A 19,315-nucleotide genomic window follows, 5' to 3' on the forward strand; every position below is an offset into this window, starting at 1 on the left:
TCAAAATGGTTTACAAGTCGATTATGACCCAGGACGATCTCACCTTCGACAAGCAGCATATCTGGCACCCTTACACCTCCACGACCCGCCCCCTTCCCGTCTATCCGGTAGCCTCGGCCCACGGCTGCGAGCTGCATCTCGCCAGCGGCGAGCGGCTTGTTGACGGGATGTCCTCCTGGTGGGCGGCGATCCATGGCTACAACCACCCGCGTCTGAACGCGGCGATGAAAGCGCAGATTGACCAGATGTCACACGTGATGTTTGGCGGGATCACGCATCAGCCCGCGGTGGATTTATGCCGTCGCCTGGTAGCGATGACGCCTGAATCGCTGGAGTGTGTTTTCCTGGCTGATTCCGGCTCGGTGGCCGTGGAAGTGGCGATGAAAATGGCGTTGCAGTACTGGCATGCGAAGGGCGAAACGCGCCAGCGGTTCCTCACCTTCCGCAACGGCTATCACGGCGACACCTTCGGGGCGATGTCGGTGTGCGATCCGGACAACTCCATGCACAGCCTGTGGAAAGGCTACCTGCCGGAAAACCTGTTTGCGCCAGCCCCGCAGAGCCGCTTCGACGGCGAATGGGACGAGATGGACATGGTGGGCTTCGCGCGGTTGATGGCGGCCCATCGCCACGAGATTGCCGCCGTTATTCTCGAACCGATTGTGCAGGGCGCGGGCGGAATGCGGATGTATCACCCCGAGTGGCTGAAGCGCATTCGGAAGATGTGCGACCGCGAAGGGATTTTGCTGATTGCCGATGAGATCGCCACCGGCTTTGGCCGTACCGGGAAGCTGTTTGCCTGCGAGCATGCGGGGATCGCGCCGGATATTCTGTGCCTGGGGAAAGCGCTCACCGGCGGCACCATGACGCTCTCCGCCACGCTCACCACCCGCCAGGTTGCCGACACCATCAGCGACGGCGACGCGGGCTGCTTTATGCACGGCCCGACGTTTATGGGCAACCCGCTGGCCTGCGCCGTGGCAAGCGAAAGCCTCGCCATTCTGGAGAGCGGCGAGTGGCAGACGCAGGTGGCGGCGATTGAGGCGCAGCTGAAGCAGCAGCTAAGCGCAGCGGTGGAGGCGGAATACGTCGCGGACGTCCGCGTGCTGGGCGCCATCGGGGTGATCGAGACAACGCATCCGGTGAACATGGCCGCGTTGCAGCGCTTCTTCGTTGACCAGGGCGTTTGGGTGCGACCTTTCGGTAAGCTGATTTACCTCATGCCGCCGTACAGCATTTCTCCGGATCAGCTCCACAAGCTGACCGGAGCAGTGGTTAAAGCCGTTAACATATCAGCGCATTTCACGATTTAACCCCATGCGTTACACTTTCTGAATGAGTGAGTAACGAGGGAAATAGGATGAAAATCATCAGTAAAGATTTGCGCGACGGCGAAAAGCTGCCGGAACGTCACGTGTTTAACGGGATGGGTTATCAGGGAGATAATATCTCTCCCCATCTGGCGTGGGACGATGTACCAGCGGGAACTAAAAGTTTTGTCGTGACCTGCTACGATCCGGATGCGCCAACCGGCTCGGGCTGGTGGCACTGGATCGTGGCAAACCTGCCCGCCGACACCCGCGTGCTGCCGCAGGGTTCCGGTTCCGATCTGGTTGCCCTGCCCGACGGTGCGATTCAGACCCGCACGGACTTTGGCAAAGCGGGCTACGGCGGCGCGGCGCCGCCAAAAGGGGAAACGCACCGCTATATCTTCACGGTGCACGCGCTGGATGTGGACAAGATTGAGGTTGACGAAGGGGCAAGCGGGGCAATGGTAGGCTTTAACGTGCATTTCCATTCGCTGGGCAGCGCGTCGATTACGGCGATGTATTCATAATCGTGCGGGCTGATGCCCTCACCCCGGCCCTCTCCCACAGGGAGAGGGAGAAAACCTAACAATTCCCTCTCCCTGTGGGAGAGGGTTAGGGTGAGGGTAAAAATCACAGCACGGAAGGTAGCAATCCTGCAAGGGTTTCTTCTTCCAGAAGCTGTATCGCCTTATCAATATCCGGCGCAAAGAAGCGGTCCTCATCGTAGTGCGTAACGTGCTCGCGCAGCGTATGACGCGCCTGCTCCAGCAGCGGGCTGGATTTTAGCCCTTCGCGCAAATCAATACCCTGACACGCCGCCAGCCATTCCACCGCCAGCACGCCGCGGGTGTTGGAGGCCATCTCCCACAGTCGACGCCCGGCAGCCGGGGCCATCGAAACGTGATCTTCCTGATTTGCTGACGTTGGCAGGCTGTCCACGCTGTGCGGATGCGACAGGGCTTTGTTTTCGCTTGCCAGTGCTGCGGCGGTGACCTGGGCGATCATAAAGCCCGAGTTCACGCCGCCGTTGCGCACCAGGAACGGCGGCAGCTGGGACATGTGTTTATCCATCATTAGTGCGATTCGACGCTCGGACAACGCTCCGATTTCGGCAATCGCCAGCGCGATATTATCTGCGGCCATCGCCACCGGCTCGGCGTGGAAGTTGCCGCCGGAGACCACCTCGTTTTCCTGAGCAAACACCAGTGGGTTGTCGGACACCGCATTGGCCTCCACCAGCAGCACTTCTGCCGCCTGGCGAAGCTGTGTCAGGCATGCGCCCATCACCTGCGGCTGGCAGCGCAGAGAATACGGATCCTGCACCTTCTCGCAGTTGTGATGCGAATCGGCAATGTCGCTGGTATCGGTAAGTACGTGGCGGTACATGGCTGCGGCATCAATCTGACCACGCTGGCCGCGCACCTCGTGGATGCGGGCATCGAACGGACGACGCGAGCCGAGTACCGCTTCGGTGGTCAGCGCACCACACACCACTGCGGAGGCGAACAGATCCTCTGCTTCAAACAGACCGCGCAGCGCAAAGGCCGTCGACGCCTGCGTGCCGTTGAGCAGCGCCAGCCCTTCTTTTGCCGCGAGGGTGATCGGCGCTAAGCCGGCTTTTTTCAGCGCCTCTTTCGCAGGCAGCCACTCCCCTTGCCAGCGCGCCTTGCCTTCACCCAGCAGGAGCAGCGACATATGCGCCAGCGGTGCCAGATCGCCGGAAGCTCCAACGGAGCCTTTTGCCGGTATCCACGGATAAACTTCCGCATTCACCAGCGCCATCAGCGCCTGGATCACGCTCAGACGAATGCCGGAAAACCCACGCGCCAGGCTGTTGATTTTCAACACCATCATCAGGCGGACGATCTCATCGTCCAGCGGCTGGCCAACGCCCGCCGCGTGCGAGAGCACCAGCGAACGCTGTAAATTCTCCAGATCGTGCGTGGCAATGCGGGTCTGTGCCAGCAGGCCAAACCCGGTATTGATGCCGTAGGCGGTGCGCCCCTCCGCTACAATCGCCTCCACGCAGGCCACGCTGTCATTAATGGCACGGTGGGCGCTTTCATCAAGGGCGAGTGTCACCGGCTGACGCCAGACGTGACGCAGCTGTTTGAGCGTCAGAGAGCCGGGAGTAAGTGTTAACGCGTTCATGCAGGCTTTCCTTGTGTGGCGGGGATCATCGGCAGGTTCAGGCCCTGCTCTTTGGCACAATCAATGGCAATCTCGTAACCCGCATCCGCGTGGCGCATCACGCCGGTTGCCGGGTCGTTATGCAGCACGCGAGCAATACGTGCCGCCGCTTCGTCGGTACCGTCACAGACGATGACCATCCCGGAGTGCTGGGAGAAGCCCATCCCGACGCCGCCGCCGTGGTGCAGCGACACCCAGGTTGCGCCACTGGCGGTGTTCAGCAGGGCATTCAGCAGCGGCCAGTCGGAGACCGCATCCGAGCCGTCGCGCATGGCTTCGGTTTCACGGTTCGGACTGGCGACAGAGCCGGAGTCCAGGTGGTCGCGGCCAATGACGATCGGCGCGGAGACTTCGCCGCTGCGCACCATTTCGTTAAAGGCGAGGCCGAGTTTTTGCCGCCACTCCAGCCCGACCCAGCAGATACGCGCTGGCAGGCCCTGGAAATTAATGCGCTCGCGCGCCATGTCCAGCCAGCGGTGCAGATGTTCGTCGTCGGCGACAATCTCTTTTACTCTGGCGTCGGTTTTGTAGATATCCTCCGGGTCGCCGGACAGGGCAACCCAGCGGAACGGCCCGATGCCGCGGCAGAACAGCGGACGAATATAGGCGGGCACGAAGCCGGGGAAATCAAAGGCGTTATTAACCCCCATCTCTTTCGCCATCTGGCGGATGTTATTCCCGTAATCAAAGGTCGGAATACCCATCTTACTGAAGGCGAGCATCGCGGAGACGTGTTCCGCCATGGCGCGTTTAGCCGCCAGTACCGTGCCCTCAGGATCGGTTTCCGCTTTTTGCTGGTAATCTTCCCACGTCCAGCCTTTTGGCAGGTAACCATGAAGCGGATCGTGAGCGCTGGTCTGGTCGGTGACCAGATCCGGACGCACGCCGCGCGCCACCAGTTCCGGCAGAATATCCGCCGCGTTGCCGCACAGGGCAACCGACACGGCTTTGCCTTCAGCGGTGTACTTTTTGATGCGCGCCAGCGCGTCATCGAGGTTGTCGGCCTGTTCATCAACATAGCGGGTACGCAGACGGAAATCGATGCGGCTCTGCTGGCACTCAATGTTCAGGGAGCACGCGCCCGCCAGCGTCGCGGCCAGCGGCTGCGCGCCGCCCATGCCGCCCAGTCCGGCGGTGAGCACCCAGCGGCCTTTCAGTGAGCCGTTATAGTGCTGTCGGCCCGCTTCCACGAAGGTTTCATAGGTGCCCTGCACAATCCCCTGGCTGCCGATGTAGATCCAGCTACCCGCGGTCATCTGGCCATACATGGCCAGCCCTTTTGCGTCCAGCTCGTTGAAGTGTTCCCACGTCGCCCAGTGCGGCACCAGGTTGGAGTTGGCAATCAGCACACGGGGCGCATTTTTATGGGTTTTGAATACGCCAACCGGTTTGCCGGATTGCACCAGCAGCGTTTCGTCGTTTTCGAGATTCGTCAAAGACTCAACAATCGCGTCATAGCACGCCCAGTTGCGCGCGGCGCGGCCAATGCCGCCGTAGACCACCAGCTCATGGGGATTTTCTGCTACCTCAGGATCAAGGTTGTTCATCAACATGCGCAGCGGTGCTTCGGTGAGCCAGCTTTTTGCGGTGAGCGTGGTGCCGCGCGCGGCGCGGACATCCTGCTTGCGGTATTTATCTGACGACATTGTGTGTTCCTCATAAGGGACAGGTGATGCATTTAGATATACTTGTATAGACAAGCACACACAAGGTCGGATTTAACAAAAAAGATACAATTTTGCTATATTGCGTTAGCGATCACGCTTATAAAACTTATGACATAAAGTGGCCCTGCAACCGGTAACGATTCCCCGGGAACAGCAGCTTCGCATGCGACACGATCTGCGAGGATGACCAGGTACGACGGCGGATCAGCAGGCAGGGATCATGCTCTTTAATACGCAACAACTCGCACTCCTGAGGCGTGGCGCGCACGGCCTCCACGATATGCTCCCCTTCCGTCAGCGGGGCGACGAGCGAGAGATACGCATGCGGTGTGGTTTGGGTGTAATCCTGGTTCAGGTAGTCCGGGATCCGCTCCGCGTTGACGCAGCGATCTTCAATCTGGACCGGAATATCGTTCTCATAATGCACCATCACCGAATGGAAGATCCGGGTGCCCTCTTTAACGTTCAGCTCGATGGCCTGTTCGGCGCTGGCCTGCGTCTCTTCAAGCACCAGCACTTCGCAGTGGTGCTGATGGTTGCGGGCGGCAATTTCATCGGCAATGCTGCGGATTTCAAACAGCGCCGACTGTCCTTTTGGCTCGGCGACAAAGGTTCCGACACCCTGCAAACGCACCAGCAACCCTTCATCGGTCAGTTCCCGCAGCGCCCGGTTAATGGTCATTCGACTAAAGCCAAACTGCGCGACCAGTTCAGCTTCGGAGGGAATACGGTCGTGCGGACGCCAGACGCCGGCAGCAATTTTTTCGCTGATCGCCTGCTTCACCTTTTCGTAAAAAGGCGCGGGAGGGCTCGGCTGCAGCAGGGGCGAGCGTGAAAACATCATGACTCCTTGAATGTTGTTATGCCCACCAGTGAGCAATTTGCCAGGCCAGTCGGGCGGCAAGCTTCGCCCCCTGACCGTCCCGGTCGTAGTGCGGATTATATTCCACCAGATCCGCCGCCTGTAGTTTACCGCTTCGGCAGATACGCTCAATCACCGGGAACAGATCCAGCGCCGGGATCCCCAACGCCGCAGGGGCGGATACGGCGGGCATTTCTGCGGCGGGCAGCACATCGAGGTCAATGGTGAGATAAACCCGGTCTGCCTGCGCAAGCACGCTATCCAGCGCGGATAGCGCATCCCGGCGAAAATCGAGATCTTCAACCAGCATCACGTTCAACCGTTCAGCTTCCTCCCACAGCGCCTGGGTATTCGCCGCACGGCTTACCCCCAGGCAGGCGTAGTGAAACGACCGCGACTGCGACGCGCAGTAGTGCGCCAGCTGGCGGAACGGCGTGCCGGACGTAGCCCGTTCAGCCTTACGCAAATCGAGATGCGCATCCAGGTTGATCACCGCAATGCAATCGTTCGGAAAGGCATCCAGCACGCCGCGCCCGTGCGCCCAGGCGGTTTCATGTCCACCGCCGAAAACCAGAGTACGCATCCCGGATTGCTGGCACGCGGTAATGGCCTCGCTCAGCGCCTGCTGTGCCGCCTCCAGCGCATTGCCTTCAACAAAAATGGAGCCCATATCCACGAGGCGCGCATGCCCCTGATGGCTCGCCATATTCGCCAGCGCGCCGCGCAGCACATCGGGAGCCTGTGCAGCACCGGGCCTGCCCTGGTTACGCTTAACCCCTTCATCACATTCAAAGCCCAGCAGGGCGATGCCTGACGGCACGGGTGCAAAGTGTTCGCGCTGCTTTATGGTCTGGAAGAGACGTTTCGCGGTGCTGGATTCGGCGCTGTCGTCACGACCCTGCCAGACGTGCGGGGAAACGGGATGCCACAATTTCATGCTACCTGCCCCCGAAACACGCGTTGATATAAAGGATTCCGCCCCGGCTCGTAAACCATCTCAACCGGATGATTCGCCTCCCAGACGACGAAATCAGCCACATAACCGGGCTTTAACTGCCCGTGCGTCGCGCCACGACCTAGCGCCTGCGCCGCATGCCGCGTCACGCCAGCCCAGGCCTCTTCCGGCGTGAGGCCAAACTGGACGCAGGCCATGTTCATTGCCAGATGCAGGCTGGCAAACGGGCTGGTGCCCGGGTTGTAGTCGGTAGCCACCGCCATCGGCACGCCCTGCTCTCTGAGCTGCGCCACCGGTGGACGCTGGCGCTCCTGAAGAAAATAGAACGCGCCGGGGAGCAATACCGCCACCGTGCCGCTTTGCGCCATCGCCTGAATACCTGAATCATCGAGATACTCAATATGATCGGCCGACAGCCCCTTATACTGGCTGACCAGCGCCGCGCCGCCCAGATTCGACAGCTGCTCTACATGCCCTTTAACCGGTATCCCGAGCGCGGCGGCGGCCTGGAACAGGCGCTCGGTTTGCGCCGGGGTAAAGCCGACGTTTTCACAAAACACGTCCACCGCTTCAAATAACTCTTTTTGCCACAGCGTGGGCATGATCTGCTCACAGACCAGCGTGAGATAGGCATCCGGATCCTGTCGGTACTCGGCAGGAACGGCGTGCGCGGCCAGCAGCGTCGGGCTGATATCGACCAGATTGTTCAGGCTGAGCTGGCGGGCAACCAGCAGCATTTTCTCTTCGGCCTGGACGTTCAGTCCGTATCCCGATTTGATTTCAATGGTCGTTACGCCTTCATTCATCAGCCGCTGGAGCCGCTGCTGTGCCACCGTCAGGAGCATTTCCGGCGAACTGTTGCGGGTCGCCGTGACCGTGGCGTTAATACCGCCGCCCTGCGCGCTGATGGTCTGATACGACACGCCGTTGAGCCGTTGCTCCCATTCCGCTGCGCGATCGCCGCCGAACACCAGATGGGTGTGGCAATCGATCAGGCCGGGAGTAACCAGACGCCCGTCGAGATCGACACACTGACGATGCCCGGAGGGGATCTCGGCTTCAGGAATAACGGCCGCAATCGTCTGGCCGCGCACGACGAGGGCATGTTGTTCTTTCAGGCCGTAGGGTTCCGGTTCACCTGTCGCCAGGGTCGCCAGTCGCGCATTTCGCCATATCACATCATCGGGATGAAGCTGCTGCATGTGCCTTCCGCTTGTCATGGGTTGTATAGACATTTATTTTCATCTATCACCTGCTGTCAACCGCCTTGCAGGAAAATGTTATTTATTTGTGATGACTTTCCCGTCGCCTGCGGGCAAAAATGCAACTTTTCCCGTTTTTATCTTCCCGTTTCGCTCAACTTAGTATAAAAAAGCAGGCTATTTCGTCTATTCAGATAAGACTTGCATACCCAGGAGCATTACCTTGAATATTTCCAGGATTTCCCGTCTGGCGTTGGCACTCGCCTTTGGCGTGACTTTATCCGCTTGCAGTTCAACACCACCGGATCAGCAACCTTCTGAGCAGGTTGCTCCGGGCACCGCTTCCCGTCCGATCCTGTCAGCGGCTGAAGCGAAGAACTTCACCCGTGCGCACTATTTCTCGGCGATGGATCCCAATGCAGCCCCGTGGACGCCTTCTTCTATTAACCTGCCGAAACAGCCAGACTTCGTTGTCGGCCCGGCCGGGGCAGAGGGCGTTACACACACCTCTATTCAGGCAGCCGTTGATGCCGCAATCACCAAACACAGCGCATCTCGTCAGTACATTGCCATCCTGCCGGGTGAATACGAAGGAACCGTTTATGTTCCGGCTGCACCGGGAAGCATTACGCTTTACGGACTTGGCGAAAAAGCGGTCGACGTGAAAATTGGCCTGGCGATTGATTCAGAGATCGACAGCACCACCTGGCGCCATCTGGTGAACCCGGCCGGTAAATACATGCCAGGTAAACCGGCGTGGTATATGTTTGATAACTGCCAGCGCAAACGTGCCGCCACCATTGGCGTGATGTGCTCGGCGGTATTCTGGTCACAGAACAATGGCCTGCAATTGCAGAACCTGACCATTCAGAACACCCTGGGCGACAGCGTTGACGCCGGTAATCACCAGGCCGTGGCGCTGCGTAGCGATGGCGACAAGGTACAGATTAACAACGTCAATATCCTGGGCCGCCAGAATACCTTCTTCGTGACCAACAGCGGCGTGCAGAATACCCTTCAGAACAACCGTCTGACGCGTACTCTGGTCACCAACAGCTACATTGAAGGCGACGTGGATATGGTCTCCGGTCGCGGCGCGGTGGTGTTTGATAACACCGACTTCCGCGTGGTGAATTCACGTACGCAGCAGGAAGGTTACGTCTTTGCCCCGGCCACGCAGTCCAACCTGTTCTATGGCTTCCTAGCCGTGAATAGCCGCTTTACTGCTGCTGGCGATGGCGTGGCGCAGCTTGGCCGCTCTCTGGACGTGGACTCCGCCACTAACGGCCAGGTCGTGATCCGCGACAGCGTGATTAACGAAGGCTTTAACATGGCGAAACCGTGGGCGGATGCGGCGATCTCGAAACGTCCTTTCTCCGGCAACATCGGCACGGTGGATGATAAAGACAACGTGCAGCGTAACCTGAACGACGCTAACTTTAACCGCATGTGGGAATACAACAACCGCGGTCTGGGTAGCAAAGTGGTTGCTGAACCGAAGCAGTAAAATGCCTGCTGCCGGGTGGCGGCTACGCCTTACCCGGCCTACCTCATGCATTAACCACGCATAAAAAAACCTCGCATGTGCGAGGTTTTTTTTCGTCTACGGATCAGTGAGCGTTAATCACAACCCACATCGGCCCTTGTCCGACCGCATAGCGTCCTTTCTCTTCCAGTAGACCCTGCACGCCTTTGATTTCATAGAGCGCGATGTGGTGGGATTTCTGCCCCGCCGCAATCAGGTATTTGCCGCTGTGGTCGACATTAAAGCCGCGCGGCTGGGTTTCTGTCGGCTGGAAGCCCTCAACTGCCAGAACGCTGCCGTCTTCAGAGACGCTGAAGATGGTGATCAGACTGGAGGTACGGTCACAGGCATACAGGTGGCGGCCATCCGGCGTGATGTGAATGTCTGCCGCCCAGCGTGTGTCGGAGAAATCAGCTGGCATCATGTCCAGCGTCTGTACGCACTCGATCTGCCCGTTAGGATCGTTCAGCTCCCAGACATCTACCGAGCTGTTCAGCTCGTTAACGACATAGGCATACTGCTGATTCGGGTGGAAGACCATATGGCGCGGGCCTGCGCCTTCCACGGTGGTGACTTCCGCCGGGCTCTGCGCGACCAGATGACCGTCATCGCTCAGGGTAAACAGGCAGATGCGATCCTGCTTCAGCGCTGGCACCCACAGCGTGCGGTTATCCGGCGAAATGTTGGCGGAGTGGCAACCCTCAAGCCCTTCTACCACGTCGACGGTTTCAACGGGAATACCGTCTTCCAGGCGGGTGACGCTCACGCAGCCTGCATTGTAGGAGCCGCTGAAGATAAAGTTGCCTTTATGGTCGGTAGAAATATGGGTCGGGCTGCCCGGCAGCGGCGCTTCTGCGGTATAGGTCAGCGCGCCGTCATCCGGGGAGATGCGGTATGCGAGTACGCGGAATTCCGGGCGTACCCCGACATAAAGAAAACGTTTATCCGGGCTGACGACCATCGGCTGCACCTGGCCTGGCACATCAACAACCTGAACCAGCGTAAGCGAACCTTCTGTATTCAAACGCCAGACATGGATCTGCTGACTTTCAGGACTGGCGGTATAAACGGTTTGTTTCATGAATACTCCTGATTATTTTTAACGGTGAATGCTGAATTGTAGTCCGGGATTTTGCAGGGTTCCGCTCTCGGTGTACCATCCCGACAGACCTTAAATTCAACATTAACCCGGAAGAAAAAATGACCTCGCGAGTGATTGCCCTGGATTTAGACGGAACACTGCTTACCCCTCAGAAAACCCTGCTCCCCTCTTCTCTTGAGGCCCTCAAACGAGCCCGGGAAGCGGGGTATCAACTTCTCATCGTAACGGGTCGACATCACGTAGCCATTCATCCTTTTTATCAGGCACTGGGCTTAGATACACCTGCAATTTGTTGTAATGGCACTTATTTGTATGATTATCAGGCAAAAAAGGTTTTAACCTCTGATCCGCTTCCCGTTCCGCAGGCGCTGCAATTGATTGATTTACTGGATGAGCACGCGATTCACGGCCTGATGTATGTGGATAACGCCATGCTGTATGAACGCCCTACCGGCCATGTGATCCGCACCAGCAACTGGGCCCTGTCTCTGCCGGAAGCGCAGCGTCCGGTGTTCACTCAGGTTTCCTCCCTGCGCCAGGCGGCGGAAGACGTCCAGGCAATCTGGAAATTTGCCCTGACCGATGAAGACACCGCCAAACTGAATACTTTCGCAAAACATGTCGAGCATACGCTGGGTCTGGAATGTGAATGGTCCTGGCACGATCAGGTGGATATCGCCCGTAAAGGCAACAGCAAAGGAAAGCGTCTGACCCAGTTCGTTGAGTCACAGGGCTGGTCAATGCAGGACGTGATTGCCTTCGGCGATAACTATAACGACATCAGCATGCTGGAAGCGGCCGGAACGGGCGTGGCGATGGGCAACGCCGATGATGCGGTGAAAGCGCGTGCTAACGTGGTGATTGGCGATAACACCACCGACAGCATCGCGCAGTATATTTATACCCACCTGCTGTAATCAGGCGGTGATAGAGACGCTCTTGATTTGCGCGTAAAGCCACAGGCCAGGCTTGATGCCTAACTCATCCCTGGCCCACGGGCTGATGCGCGCCCACAGCGTTCTGTTGCCCACTTCCAGTTGCACTTCCACCTGGCCGTTATCATCAAAACACTGCGCCACTTTTGCGCGCAAAATATTGCGGATACTGGTTTGCAGCGGCGGTTGCAGCACCAGGGAGACATCCGACGCCTGAATGCGGATCCGTAACGTGGACTGAATCGGCGTATCGATTTTATTCACCCACAAATGCTGGTCACCCAGCGCCAGCGCGGTCATCGCATAATGTGGATGGTGCTCCAGCACGCTCACCTTCAGAATGCTGCTCTGCTGCTCCTTTGGCAGCCACGGATGCATAACGCTGCTGCCCCATACCTCTTCCAGATTGCCGAATGCCTTCACCCTGCCCGCCTCCAGCACCAGCACTTTGTCGGCCAGATGTAAGATCTCATCCAGCGAATGGCTGACGTACAGCATGGGCACGTTGATTTCCCGCGCCAGACGTTGCAGATACGGCAGCAACTCGCGCTTGCGCGGAATATCCAGCGAGGCCAGCGGCTCATCCAGCAGCAACAATTCCGGCGCGGTTAACAGGGCGCGGCCAATCGCCACGCGCTGTTTTTCACCACCCGACAGCGAAGACGGGAGACGATCGAGCAGCGGTTCGATGCCCAGCAGCGCCACCAGCTTATCGAACTGTCCGGCCATGCTTTTTGCCATGCCATAGCGCAGATTTCCGCGCACGCTGTAGTGCGGAAACAGGCGCGCATCCTGAAACACATAGCCGATGCGGCGCTTATCCGGTGACAGGCAGACCTTCTTCTCCGCGTCGTTTAAGACGCGGTTATTTAACACAATTCTGCCAGACTGGGGACGCGTCAGGCCGCTAATCGCATTAATCAGCGACGTTTTCCCTGCCCCGGAAACGCCAAAAATGGCGGTGATACCGCTGGCAGGCAGCGTTTCGTTGAGCGTCAGAGTGTGGCTGCCCAGGGTTTGCGTAAAGTTGAGTTCCAGCATCACGGTTTCCCCATCCGTTCACGGCTGAGGCGCGCCAGCCATTCAGACACCAGCAGCGAGACCAGGGCGAGTACAATCGAAATAATACACAGCCGGGCCGCCGCACCTTCGCCACCCGGGGTTTGAATCAGGGTATACATGGCCGACGGGATGGTCCGCGTCTCGCCGGGAATGTTGGACACAAAGGTGATGGTCGCGCCGAACTCACCCAGTGAGCGGGCGAAGGCTAACACCGTACCGACGATAATGCCCGGTAAGGTGAGCGGAAGCGTAATGGTCAGGAATACCCGCCAGCGGCCTGCACCCAACGTGCGGGCGGCCTGCTCTAGCCGGATATCCACCCCTTCCAGCGCCAGGCGGATAGCGCGCACCATTAGCGGGAAGGACATTACTGCCGCGGCCAGAACCGCGCCGCGCCAGCTGAAAGCAAAGGTCAGGCCGAACCAGTCGTACAGCCATTCGCCGATAAAACCGCGTCGCCCCATGGAGATCAGCAGCAGATAGCCGACCACCACAGGCGGTAACACGAGCGGAAGATGGAGAACACTGTCGAGCAGGGCTTTGCCTGGAAACTTCACGCGAACCAGTAACCAGGCAAAGAACACCCCAAAGGGCAAACTCAGCGCAACCGCCAGGGAAGAGACTTTCAGGCTCAGCAGCACGGCCTGCCATTCAGGTTCGGTTAATATCATTCGTGAGTCGTAAATCCGTAACGTTTAAAGATAGCGGACGCTTCAGGCCCCTTCAGGTAGTCAACGAAGGCCGTCACGGTCGCATTTTTATGTCCATCAACTATCGCAACAGGATATTCTACTTTCTTATGCGAGTCTTCCGGGAAGGTACCGACCACCTTCACACCTTTACTGGCGACGGCATCGGAGCCGTAAACGATCCCGAGTGGCGCTTCGTTACGCTCCACCAGCGCCAGCGCGCCGCGCACATCTTCTGCGGGAGCCAGCTTCGGCGATAAGGTCTCCCATGCGCCCAGTTTTTGCAGCGCTTCTTTCGCATAAATCCCGGCAGGAACATGCTCCGGATCGCCTACCGCCAGACGGCCACCGTTGAGCAGACGGGTCCAGTCCGTCTGTTTGTTGATGGCGATGTCGCCCTGCTTGCTGTTTGCGGGCGCGACCACCACCAGGCTATTTCCCAGCAGGGTTTCGCGGCTAGCCGTATCAACAGATTTTTTCTCCACCGCGTAGTCCATCCATTTCTGATCGGCAGAGATGAACAGATCAGCCGGAGCCCCCGCTTCGATCTGGCGGGCCAGCGTGGACGAGGAGGCAAACGACGAAACGACCTCGACGTTTTTCTCTTTTTTGTATACCGCAGCAATATCCTGCATCGCGTTAGTCAGCGACGCCGCCGCAAAGACCGTGATTTTTCCTTCATCCGCCAGCGCGTGGCCGGTGAGTGAGAGAGTCAGCGTTGCCCCTGCGAAAAGGCGTACCCATGAACGTGCCATTTGAAGCTCCTGTGCGTATCGTTATATACAAACAAATATAACGACATATCGCAGGCGTTCCTAGCGCTAAATCGTACCCATTAATGCGTAAACTCAAGGAACGTTGTAAAAGATATCGGCGGGAGAGGAATAAACTTGAGAGCAAAACGCCCGGGCTGGCCGGGCGTTTTGGAGGAAATCATTGCTGCTTTTTAGGCTGGTCACGACGATGACCAATGTTCGAAAAGACGTTGAACACTTCACCCAGGCCGTAGATGGCACCGAGGATGATAGCCATCACTACTGGCACCATGATTACCGCGAATACCAGACTTTTCAACAACTCTAACATGGTTTTCTCCAGATCTTGTGAACGGCTTATTCTACCCTGAAAAGTAAGAAAAACATCCCCTTTTGTGCGGTGCGCTTTCCGCACCCGGACATTTGGGTCACAATAACCTTTTTGCCGGGACATTGTTATGCAGGCCGAAATTCTCCTCACCCTACGACTTCAGCAGAAGCTTTTCGCCGATCCGCGACGCATCGCCCTGTTAAAACAAATAGAACAAACTGGCTCGATTAGCCAGGGAGCCAAAAACGCCGGCATCAGCTATAAAAGCGCCTGGGATGCGATTAACGACATGAACACCCTGAGCGAACAAACGCTGGTAGAGCGCGCCACCGGCGGAAAAGGCGGCGGCGGCGCCGTGTTGACGCGTTACGGGCAACGCCTGATCCAGCTCTATGACTTACTGGCGCAGATCCAGCAAAAAGCATTTGATGTGCTGAGCGATGACGACAACCTGCCGCTGGACAGCCTGCTGGGCGCCATCTCCCGTTTCTCTTTGCAGACCAGCGCCCGCAACCAATGGTTTGGTACGGTGACGGGGCGCGATCATTCGCAGGTGCAGGAGCATATTGAGATCCTGCTCGCGGACGGCACAACGCGCCTGAAAGCCGCCATCACCGCGCAAAGCGGTCAACGCCTTGGGCTGAACGAAGGTCAGGAGGTGCTGGTGTTACTCAAAGCGCCCTGGATCAGCATCACGCTTAACCCTGAGCAGGCCGCCGAGGCCGACAACCAGCTACGCGGGCGTATCAGCCACATCGAGCGCGGCGCAGAACAGTGTGAAGTGCTGATGACCCTGCCGGATGGACAGTCGCTCTGCGCCACCGTTCCGGTGAACGACGCGACCGAATTAGATGAAGGTGCTGTGGTGACCGCATATTTCAATGCAGACCGGGTAATTATCGCCACATTGTGCTAAGCGCATTGACAACCCCACCAACACTGAGTATCCCTGACATCTGTTGCTGCAAAAAATGGGATAACACATGTCATCATTGCATATTTCGCAAGGCACGTTTCGTCTTAGCGATACCCGTACCTTATCGCTGCCAGAGTTAACCCTTCGCGCCGGAGAAAGCTGGGCGTTTGTGGGCACGAATGGCAGCGGAAAATCCGCTCTGGCCCGCGCCCTGGCTGGCGAATTAACCCAGCTGAAGGGGGAGCGTCAGTGCACCTTTACCCGGCTGACGCGCCTTTCCTTCGAACAGCTGCAAAAGCTGGTCAGCGATGAGTGGCAGCGTAACAATACCGATTTGCTCAGCCCCGGCGAAGAAGATACCGGCCGCACGACGGCGGACATTATCCAGGATGAGATAAAAGATCCTGCCCGCTGTCAGCAGCTGGCGGAGCAATTTGGCATTACCGCCCTGCTTAACCGCCGCTTTAAATATCTCTCTACCGGCGAGACGCGCAAAACGCTGCTGTGTCAGGCGCTGATGAGCGAGCCGGAACTCCTGATTCTGGATGAACCGTTTGACGGACTGGATGTGCAGTCCCGCGCGCAGCTGGCAGCGTTGCTGGCGTCGCTTAACCAGCAGGGATACACCCTTGTGCTGGTCCTTAACCGCTTTGATGAGATCCCGGATTTCGTACATTACGCGGGCGTGCTGGCGGACTGTAGCCTGACCGAAACCGGCGAGAAAGCCGTACTGCTCCGGCAGGCGCTAATTGCACAGCTGGCCCACAGCGAGAAACTGGACGGTATTGCGCTGCCGGAGCCGGATGCCCCTTCGGCACGCCACGGGCTGGATCCTGACCAGCCGCGCATTGTGCTGCGCGATGGGGTGGTTGCTTACGACGATCGCCCTATTCTTAATCATCTCAGCTGGACGGTTAATCCTGGTGAGCACTGGCAGATCGTCGGCCCCAACGGGGCGGGTAAATCCACGCTGCTAAGCCTGATCACTGGCGATCACCCGCAGGGTTACAGCAACGATTTGACCCTCTTCGGCCGCCGCCGCGGCAGCGGGGAAACCATCTGGGATATCAAAAAGCATATCGGTTATGTCAGCAGCAGCCTGCATCTGGACTATCGGGTGAGCACTACGGTGCGAAACGTGATCCTCTCTGGCTTCTTCGATTCCATTGGTATTTATCAGGCGGTATCCGACAAGCAGCACAAGCTGGCGCAGCAGTGGCTGGATATTCTGGGTATGGACAACCGGGTAGCCGATGCGCCATTCCACAGCCTGTCGTGGGGGCAGCAGCGGCTGGCATTGATCGTCCGCGCGCTGGTTAAGCATCCTACGTTGTTGATTCTTGATGAACCGTTGCAGGGGCTGGATCCCCTCAACCGTCAGCTGATCCGCCGCTTTGTGGATGTCCTGATTAGCGAAGGTGAAACCCAGTTGCTGTTTGTCTCCCACCATGCTGAGGATGCCCCGTCCTGCATCACCCATCGGCTGGAATTTGTGTCTGACGGCGAGCATTACCGCTACCTGCTGAGCAAAATCGATTAACGCGTGGAGGGCGCTGCCCTCCGCTTTTCAGACAACCTGCAACAATACATCTCTATCTCTTTGATCTACAATGCACTCAGTCTGTGAAAAAGCGCCTGTGAAAACCAGTGTAAACGATACCACTATTTTATCCCATGTCACACTTTTCGCGTCTCTGATATGCTATGGTTAATTCATACCATAAGCCTAATGGAGCGAAATATGCGAGTTCTGGTAACAGGTGGTAGCGGTTACATAGGAAGTCATACCTGCGTACAACTTCTGCAAAGCGGCCACGATGTCGTCATTCTTGATAACCTGTGCAACAGTAAGCGCAGCGTGCTGCCGGTCATTGAACGCCTTGCGGGTAAACAGCCGACTTTCGTGGAAGGCGATATCCGCAATGAAGCATTGATGACTGAAATCCTTCACGATCACGCGATTGAAACCGTTATCCACTTCGCGGGCCTGAAAGCGGTGGGCGAATCGGTAGCAAAACCGCTTGAGTACTACGACAACAACGTCAACGGTACCCTGCGTCTGATCTCCGCCATGCGTGCGGCAAACGTGAAAAACTTTATCTTCAGCTCTTCCGCGACCGTCTACGGCGATCAGCCAAAAATTCCTTACGTTGAAAGCTTCCCGACCGGAACGCCACAAAGCCCGTATGGCAAAAGCAAGCTGATGGTCGAGCAGATCCTGACCGACCTGCAAAAAGCCCAGCCTGAGTGGAGCATCGCCTTGCTGCGCTACTTCAACCCGGTCGGCGCACATCCGTCAGGTGATATGGGCGAAGATCCGCAGGGCATTCCTAATAACCTGATGCCGTATATCGCGCAGGTTGCCGTAGGGCGCCGCGATTCCCTGGCGATTTTTGGTAACGATTATCCCACCGAAGATGGCACCGGCGTGCGCGATTACATTCACGTCATGGATCTGGCCGACGGCCACGTGGCGGCGATGCAGCAGCTGGCTGATAAACCGGGCGTGCATATTTACAACCTCGGCGCCGGGATCGGCAGCAGCGTGCTGGACGTGGTGAATGCCTTCAGTAAAGCCTGCGGCAAGCCGGTGAAGTATCACTTCGCTCCCCGCCGGGATGGCGACCTCCCGGCTTACTGGGCCGATGCCACCAAAGCGGATAAAGAGCTTAACTGGCGTGTCACCCGCACGCTTGATGAAATGGCACAGGATACCTGGCACTGGCAGTCGCGCCATCCGCAAGGCTATCCAGATTAAGGATTTGTCATGACGCAATTCAATCCCGTCGATCACCCGCATCGTCGTTTTAACCCGCTCAGCGGGCAATGGATTTTAGTTTCACCGCATCGCGCCAAGCGCCCCTGGCAGGGGGCGCAAGAGACACCTGCCAAACAGACGCTGCCGCAGCATGATCCGGACTGTTTCCTCTGCCCGGGCAATACGCGCGTGACGGGCGATAAAAACCCGGACTACCAAGGCACCTTCGTGTTTACTAACGACTTTGCCGCGCTGATGACCGATACGCCGGACGCGCCGGAAAACCACGACCCGCTGATGCGCTGTGAAAGCGCCCGCGGCACCAGCCGCGTGATCTGCTTCTCTCCCGATCACAGCAAAACGCTGCCGGAGCTGAGCGTTGAGGCGCTGAAAGAGGTGGTCAGCACCTGGCAGGCGCAAACGGCGGAGCTGGGCCAGACCTATCCGTGGGTGCAGGTATTTGAAAATAAAGGCGCGGCGATGGGCTGCTCTAACCCGCATCCGCACGGCCAGATCTGGGCGAACAGCTTCCTGCCGAACGAAGCCGAACGTGAAGACCGGCTGCAAAAAGCCTATTTCGCCCAGAACGGTTCGCCGATGCTGGTGGATTACACCCAGCGTGAACTGGCGGACGGCAGCCGCACTGTGGTGGAAACCGAGCACTGGCTTGCGGTAGTCCCTTACTGGGCGGCGTGGCCGTTTGAAACGCTGCTGCTGCCAAAGGCCCATGTTCAGCGTATTACGGACCTCAGCGACGCCCAGCGAGACGACCTTGCCCTGGCGCTGAAAAAACTGACCAGCCGCTACGACAACCTGTTCCAGTGTTCCTTCCCCTACTCCATGGGCTGGCACGGTGCGCCGTTTAACGGCGAAGAGAATCAACACTGGCAGTTACATGCACACTTCTATCCGCCGCTGCTGCGTTCTGCGACGGTACGTAAATTCATGGTGGGCTATGAAATGCTGGCGGAAACCCAGCGCGACCTGACGGCGGAACAGGCGGCAGAACGCCTGCGTGCCGTTAGCGACGTCCATTACCGCGAATCAGGAGTTTAA

At 57.9% G+C, this 19,315-nt stretch carries 18 protein-coding genes; 8 read left to right on the plus strand and 10 right to left on the minus strand.

Annotation, left to right across the window (positions count from 1 at the left end):
• Positions 1-23: 23 nt before the first annotated feature.
• Together bioA and IPZ49_RS02535 are read left to right on the plus strand one after the other, a co-directional pair.
• Positions 24-1,313 carry an adenosylmethionine--8-amino-7-oxononanoate transaminase gene (gene bioA, locus IPZ49_RS02530; RefSeq protein ID WP_074143141.1) on the plus strand — a complete coding sequence of 430 codons (1,290 nt, stop codon included), beginning with the start codon at positions 24-26 and terminating at the stop codon, positions 1,311-1,313.
• Between the two features lie 47 nt (positions 1,314-1,360).
• Entirely contained in the window at positions 1,361-1,837 is a 477-nt protein-coding gene (locus IPZ49_RS02535) for a kinase inhibitor (RefSeq protein WP_003858531.1), read from the plus strand.
• Positions 1,838-1,940: 103 nt separating this feature from the next.
• On the opposite strand, the gene hutH is transcribed toward IPZ49_RS02535, so the two are convergent.
• The 5 genes from hutH to hutI all read right to left on the minus strand — a co-directional run bounded on the left by hutH (position 1,941) and on the right by hutI (position 8,186).
• Positions 1,941-3,461, minus strand: coding sequence for a histidine ammonia-lyase (gene hutH, locus IPZ49_RS02540; RefSeq protein ID WP_063146871.1), 1,521 nt, complete (start codon positions 3,459-3,461; stop codon positions 1,941-1,943).
• Positions 3,458-5,146: a urocanate hydratase gene (gene hutU, locus IPZ49_RS02545; RefSeq protein ID WP_003858533.1), complete on the minus strand. Its 1,689-nt coding sequence runs from the start codon at positions 5,144-5,146 to the stop codon at positions 3,458-3,460. Before hutU ends, hutH begins: the two co-directional genes overlap by 4 nt.
• 127 nt (positions 5,147-5,273) lie before the next feature.
• A complete protein-coding gene (locus IPZ49_RS02550) occupies positions 5,274-6,008 on the minus strand; it encodes a histidine utilization repressor (protein WP_058646395.1) in 735 nt (244 codons plus the stop codon).
• Between the two features lie 19 nt (positions 6,009-6,027).
• Positions 6,028-6,966 carry a formimidoylglutamase gene (gene hutG / locus IPZ49_RS02555; RefSeq protein ID WP_063146872.1) on the minus strand — a complete coding sequence of 313 codons (939 nt, stop codon included), beginning with the start codon at positions 6,964-6,966 and terminating at the stop codon, positions 6,028-6,030.
• Positions 6,963-8,186: an imidazolonepropionase gene (hutI, locus tag IPZ49_RS02560; protein ID WP_063146873.1), complete on the minus strand. Its 1,224-nt coding sequence runs from the start codon at positions 8,184-8,186 to the stop codon at positions 6,963-6,965. The genes hutG and hutI overlap by 4 nt, the downstream gene beginning before the upstream one ends.
• A 223-nt stretch (positions 8,187-8,409) precedes the next feature.
• Between hutI and IPZ49_RS02565 the strand changes: the two genes are divergently transcribed.
• Entirely contained in the window at positions 8,410-9,693 is a 1,284-nt protein-coding gene (locus IPZ49_RS02565) for a putative acyl-CoA thioester hydrolase (RefSeq protein WP_048966835.1), read from the plus strand.
• A gap of 103 nt (positions 9,694-9,796) precedes the next feature.
• On the opposite strand, the gene pgl is transcribed toward IPZ49_RS02565, so the two are convergent.
• Positions 9,797-10,792: a 6-phosphogluconolactonase gene (gene pgl / locus IPZ49_RS02570; RefSeq protein WP_022647487.1), complete on the minus strand. Its 996-nt coding sequence runs from the start codon at positions 10,790-10,792 to the stop codon at positions 9,797-9,799.
• A 119-nt stretch (positions 10,793-10,911) separates the two neighbouring features.
• Between pgl and IPZ49_RS02575 the strand changes: the two genes are divergently transcribed.
• On the plus strand, positions 10,912-11,730 hold the full coding sequence (locus IPZ49_RS02575) for a pyridoxal phosphatase (RefSeq protein ID WP_022647486.1): 819 nt from the start codon (positions 10,912-10,914) through the stop codon (positions 11,728-11,730).
• On the opposite strand, the gene modC is transcribed toward IPZ49_RS02575, so the two are convergent.
• The 4 genes from modC to IPZ49_RS02595 all read right to left on the minus strand — a co-directional run bounded on the left by modC (position 11,731) and on the right by IPZ49_RS02595 (position 14,585).
• Positions 11,731-12,789, minus strand: a complete 1,059-nt coding sequence (gene modC / locus IPZ49_RS02580; RefSeq protein ID WP_017384950.1) for a molybdenum ABC transporter ATP-binding protein ModC — start codon at positions 12,787-12,789, stop codon at positions 11,731-11,733. It lies immediately after the preceding gene.
• Positions 12,789-13,481 (minus strand): molybdate ABC transporter permease subunit, encoded by a 693-nt coding sequence (gene modB / locus IPZ49_RS02585; RefSeq protein ID WP_006809548.1) that lies wholly within the window; start codon positions 13,479-13,481, stop codon positions 12,789-12,791. Before modB ends, modC begins: the two co-directional genes overlap by 1 nt.
• Entirely contained in the window at positions 13,478-14,254 is a 777-nt protein-coding gene (modA, locus tag IPZ49_RS02590) for a molybdate ABC transporter substrate-binding protein (protein WP_023299624.1), read from the minus strand. The genes modB and modA overlap by 4 nt, the downstream gene beginning before the upstream one ends.
• 178 nt (positions 14,255-14,432) lie before the next feature.
• Positions 14,433-14,585, minus strand: coding sequence for an AcrZ family multidrug efflux pump-associated protein (locus tag IPZ49_RS02595; protein WP_003858549.1), 153 nt, complete (start codon positions 14,583-14,585; stop codon positions 14,433-14,435).
• A gap of 127 nt (positions 14,586-14,712) precedes the next feature.
• On the opposite strand from IPZ49_RS02595, the gene modE reads away from it, so the two are divergent.
• From modE to galT, 4 genes are all read left to right on the plus strand, one after another.
• Positions 14,713-15,501, plus strand: coding sequence for a molybdenum-dependent transcriptional regulator (gene modE, locus IPZ49_RS02600; RefSeq protein ID WP_022647484.1), 789 nt, complete (start codon positions 14,713-14,715; stop codon positions 15,499-15,501).
• Positions 15,502-15,568: 67 nt separating this feature from the next.
• Complete coding sequence (modF, locus tag IPZ49_RS02605) at positions 15,569-17,041, plus strand: molybdate ABC transporter ATP-binding protein ModF (protein ID WP_058677410.1); 1,473 nt, start codon at positions 15,569-15,571, stop codon at positions 17,039-17,041.
• Positions 17,042-17,242: 201 nt separating this feature from the next.
• The gene (gene galE / locus IPZ49_RS02610) at positions 17,243-18,259 is read left to right on the plus strand and encodes a UDP-glucose 4-epimerase GalE (RefSeq protein WP_063146875.1); all 1,017 of its coding nucleotides are present in this window, start codon (positions 17,243-17,245) and stop codon (positions 18,257-18,259) included.
• Between the two features lie 9 nt (positions 18,260-18,268).
• On the plus strand, positions 18,269-19,315 hold the full coding sequence (galT, locus tag IPZ49_RS02615; RefSeq protein ID WP_063146876.1) for a galactose-1-phosphate uridylyltransferase: 1,047 nt from the start codon (positions 18,269-18,271) through the stop codon (positions 19,313-19,315).

The organism is Enterobacter cloacae complex sp. S2 (assembly GCF_015159675.1).
GTDB lineage: Bacteria > Pseudomonadota > Gammaproteobacteria > Enterobacterales > Enterobacteriaceae > Enterobacter > Enterobacter intestinihominis.

Bases quoted from the DNA above. Each gene is read 5' to 3' on its own strand.
- bioA (WP_074143141.1), top strand. From the start codon at position 24: ATGACCCAGGACGATCTCACCTTCGACAAGCAGCATATCTGGCACCCT.
- IPZ49_RS02535 (WP_003858531.1), top strand. From the start codon at position 1,361: ATGAAAATCATCAGTAAAGATTTGCGCGACGGCGAAAAGCTGCCGGAA.
- hutH (WP_063146871.1), bottom strand. From the start codon at position 3,461: ATGAACGCGTTAACACTTACTCCCGGCTCTCTGACGCTCAAACAGCTG.
- hutU (WP_003858533.1), bottom strand. From the start codon at position 5,146: ATGTCGTCAGATAAATACCGCAAGCAGGATGTCCGCGCCGCGCGCGGC.
- IPZ49_RS02550 (WP_058646395.1), bottom strand. From the start codon at position 6,008: ATGTTTTCACGCTCGCCCCTGCTGCAGCCGAGCCCTCCCGCGCCTTTT.
- hutG (WP_063146872.1), bottom strand. From the start codon at position 6,966: ATGAAATTGTGGCATCCCGTTTCCCCGCACGTCTGGCAGGGTCGTGAC.
- hutI (WP_063146873.1), bottom strand. From the start codon at position 8,186: ATGCAGCAGCTTCATCCCGATGATGTGATATGGCGAAATGCGCGACTG.
- pgl (WP_022647487.1), bottom strand. From the start codon at position 10,792: ATGAAACAAACCGTTTATACCGCCAGTCCTGAAAGTCAGCAGATCCAT.
- IPZ49_RS02575 (WP_022647486.1), top strand. From the start codon at position 10,912: ATGACCTCGCGAGTGATTGCCCTGGATTTAGACGGAACACTGCTTACC.
- modC (WP_017384950.1), bottom strand. From the start codon at position 12,789: ATGCTGGAACTCAACTTTACGCAAACCCTGGGCAGCCACACTCTGACG.
- modB (WP_006809548.1), bottom strand. From the start codon at position 13,481: ATGATATTAACCGAACCTGAATGGCAGGCCGTGCTGCTGAGCCTGAAA.
- modA (WP_023299624.1), bottom strand. From the start codon at position 14,254: ATGGCACGTTCATGGGTACGCCTTTTCGCAGGGGCAACGCTGACTCTC.
- IPZ49_RS02595 (WP_003858549.1), bottom strand. From the start codon at position 14,585: ATGTTAGAGTTGTTGAAAAGTCTGGTATTCGCGGTAATCATGGTGCCA.
- modE (WP_022647484.1), top strand. From the start codon at position 14,713: ATGCAGGCCGAAATTCTCCTCACCCTACGACTTCAGCAGAAGCTTTTC.
- modF (WP_058677410.1), top strand. From the start codon at position 15,569: ATGTCATCATTGCATATTTCGCAAGGCACGTTTCGTCTTAGCGATACC.
- galE (WP_063146875.1), top strand. From the start codon at position 17,243: ATGCGAGTTCTGGTAACAGGTGGTAGCGGTTACATAGGAAGTCATACC.
- galT (WP_063146876.1), top strand. From the start codon at position 18,269: ATGACGCAATTCAATCCCGTCGATCACCCGCATCGTCGTTTTAACCCG.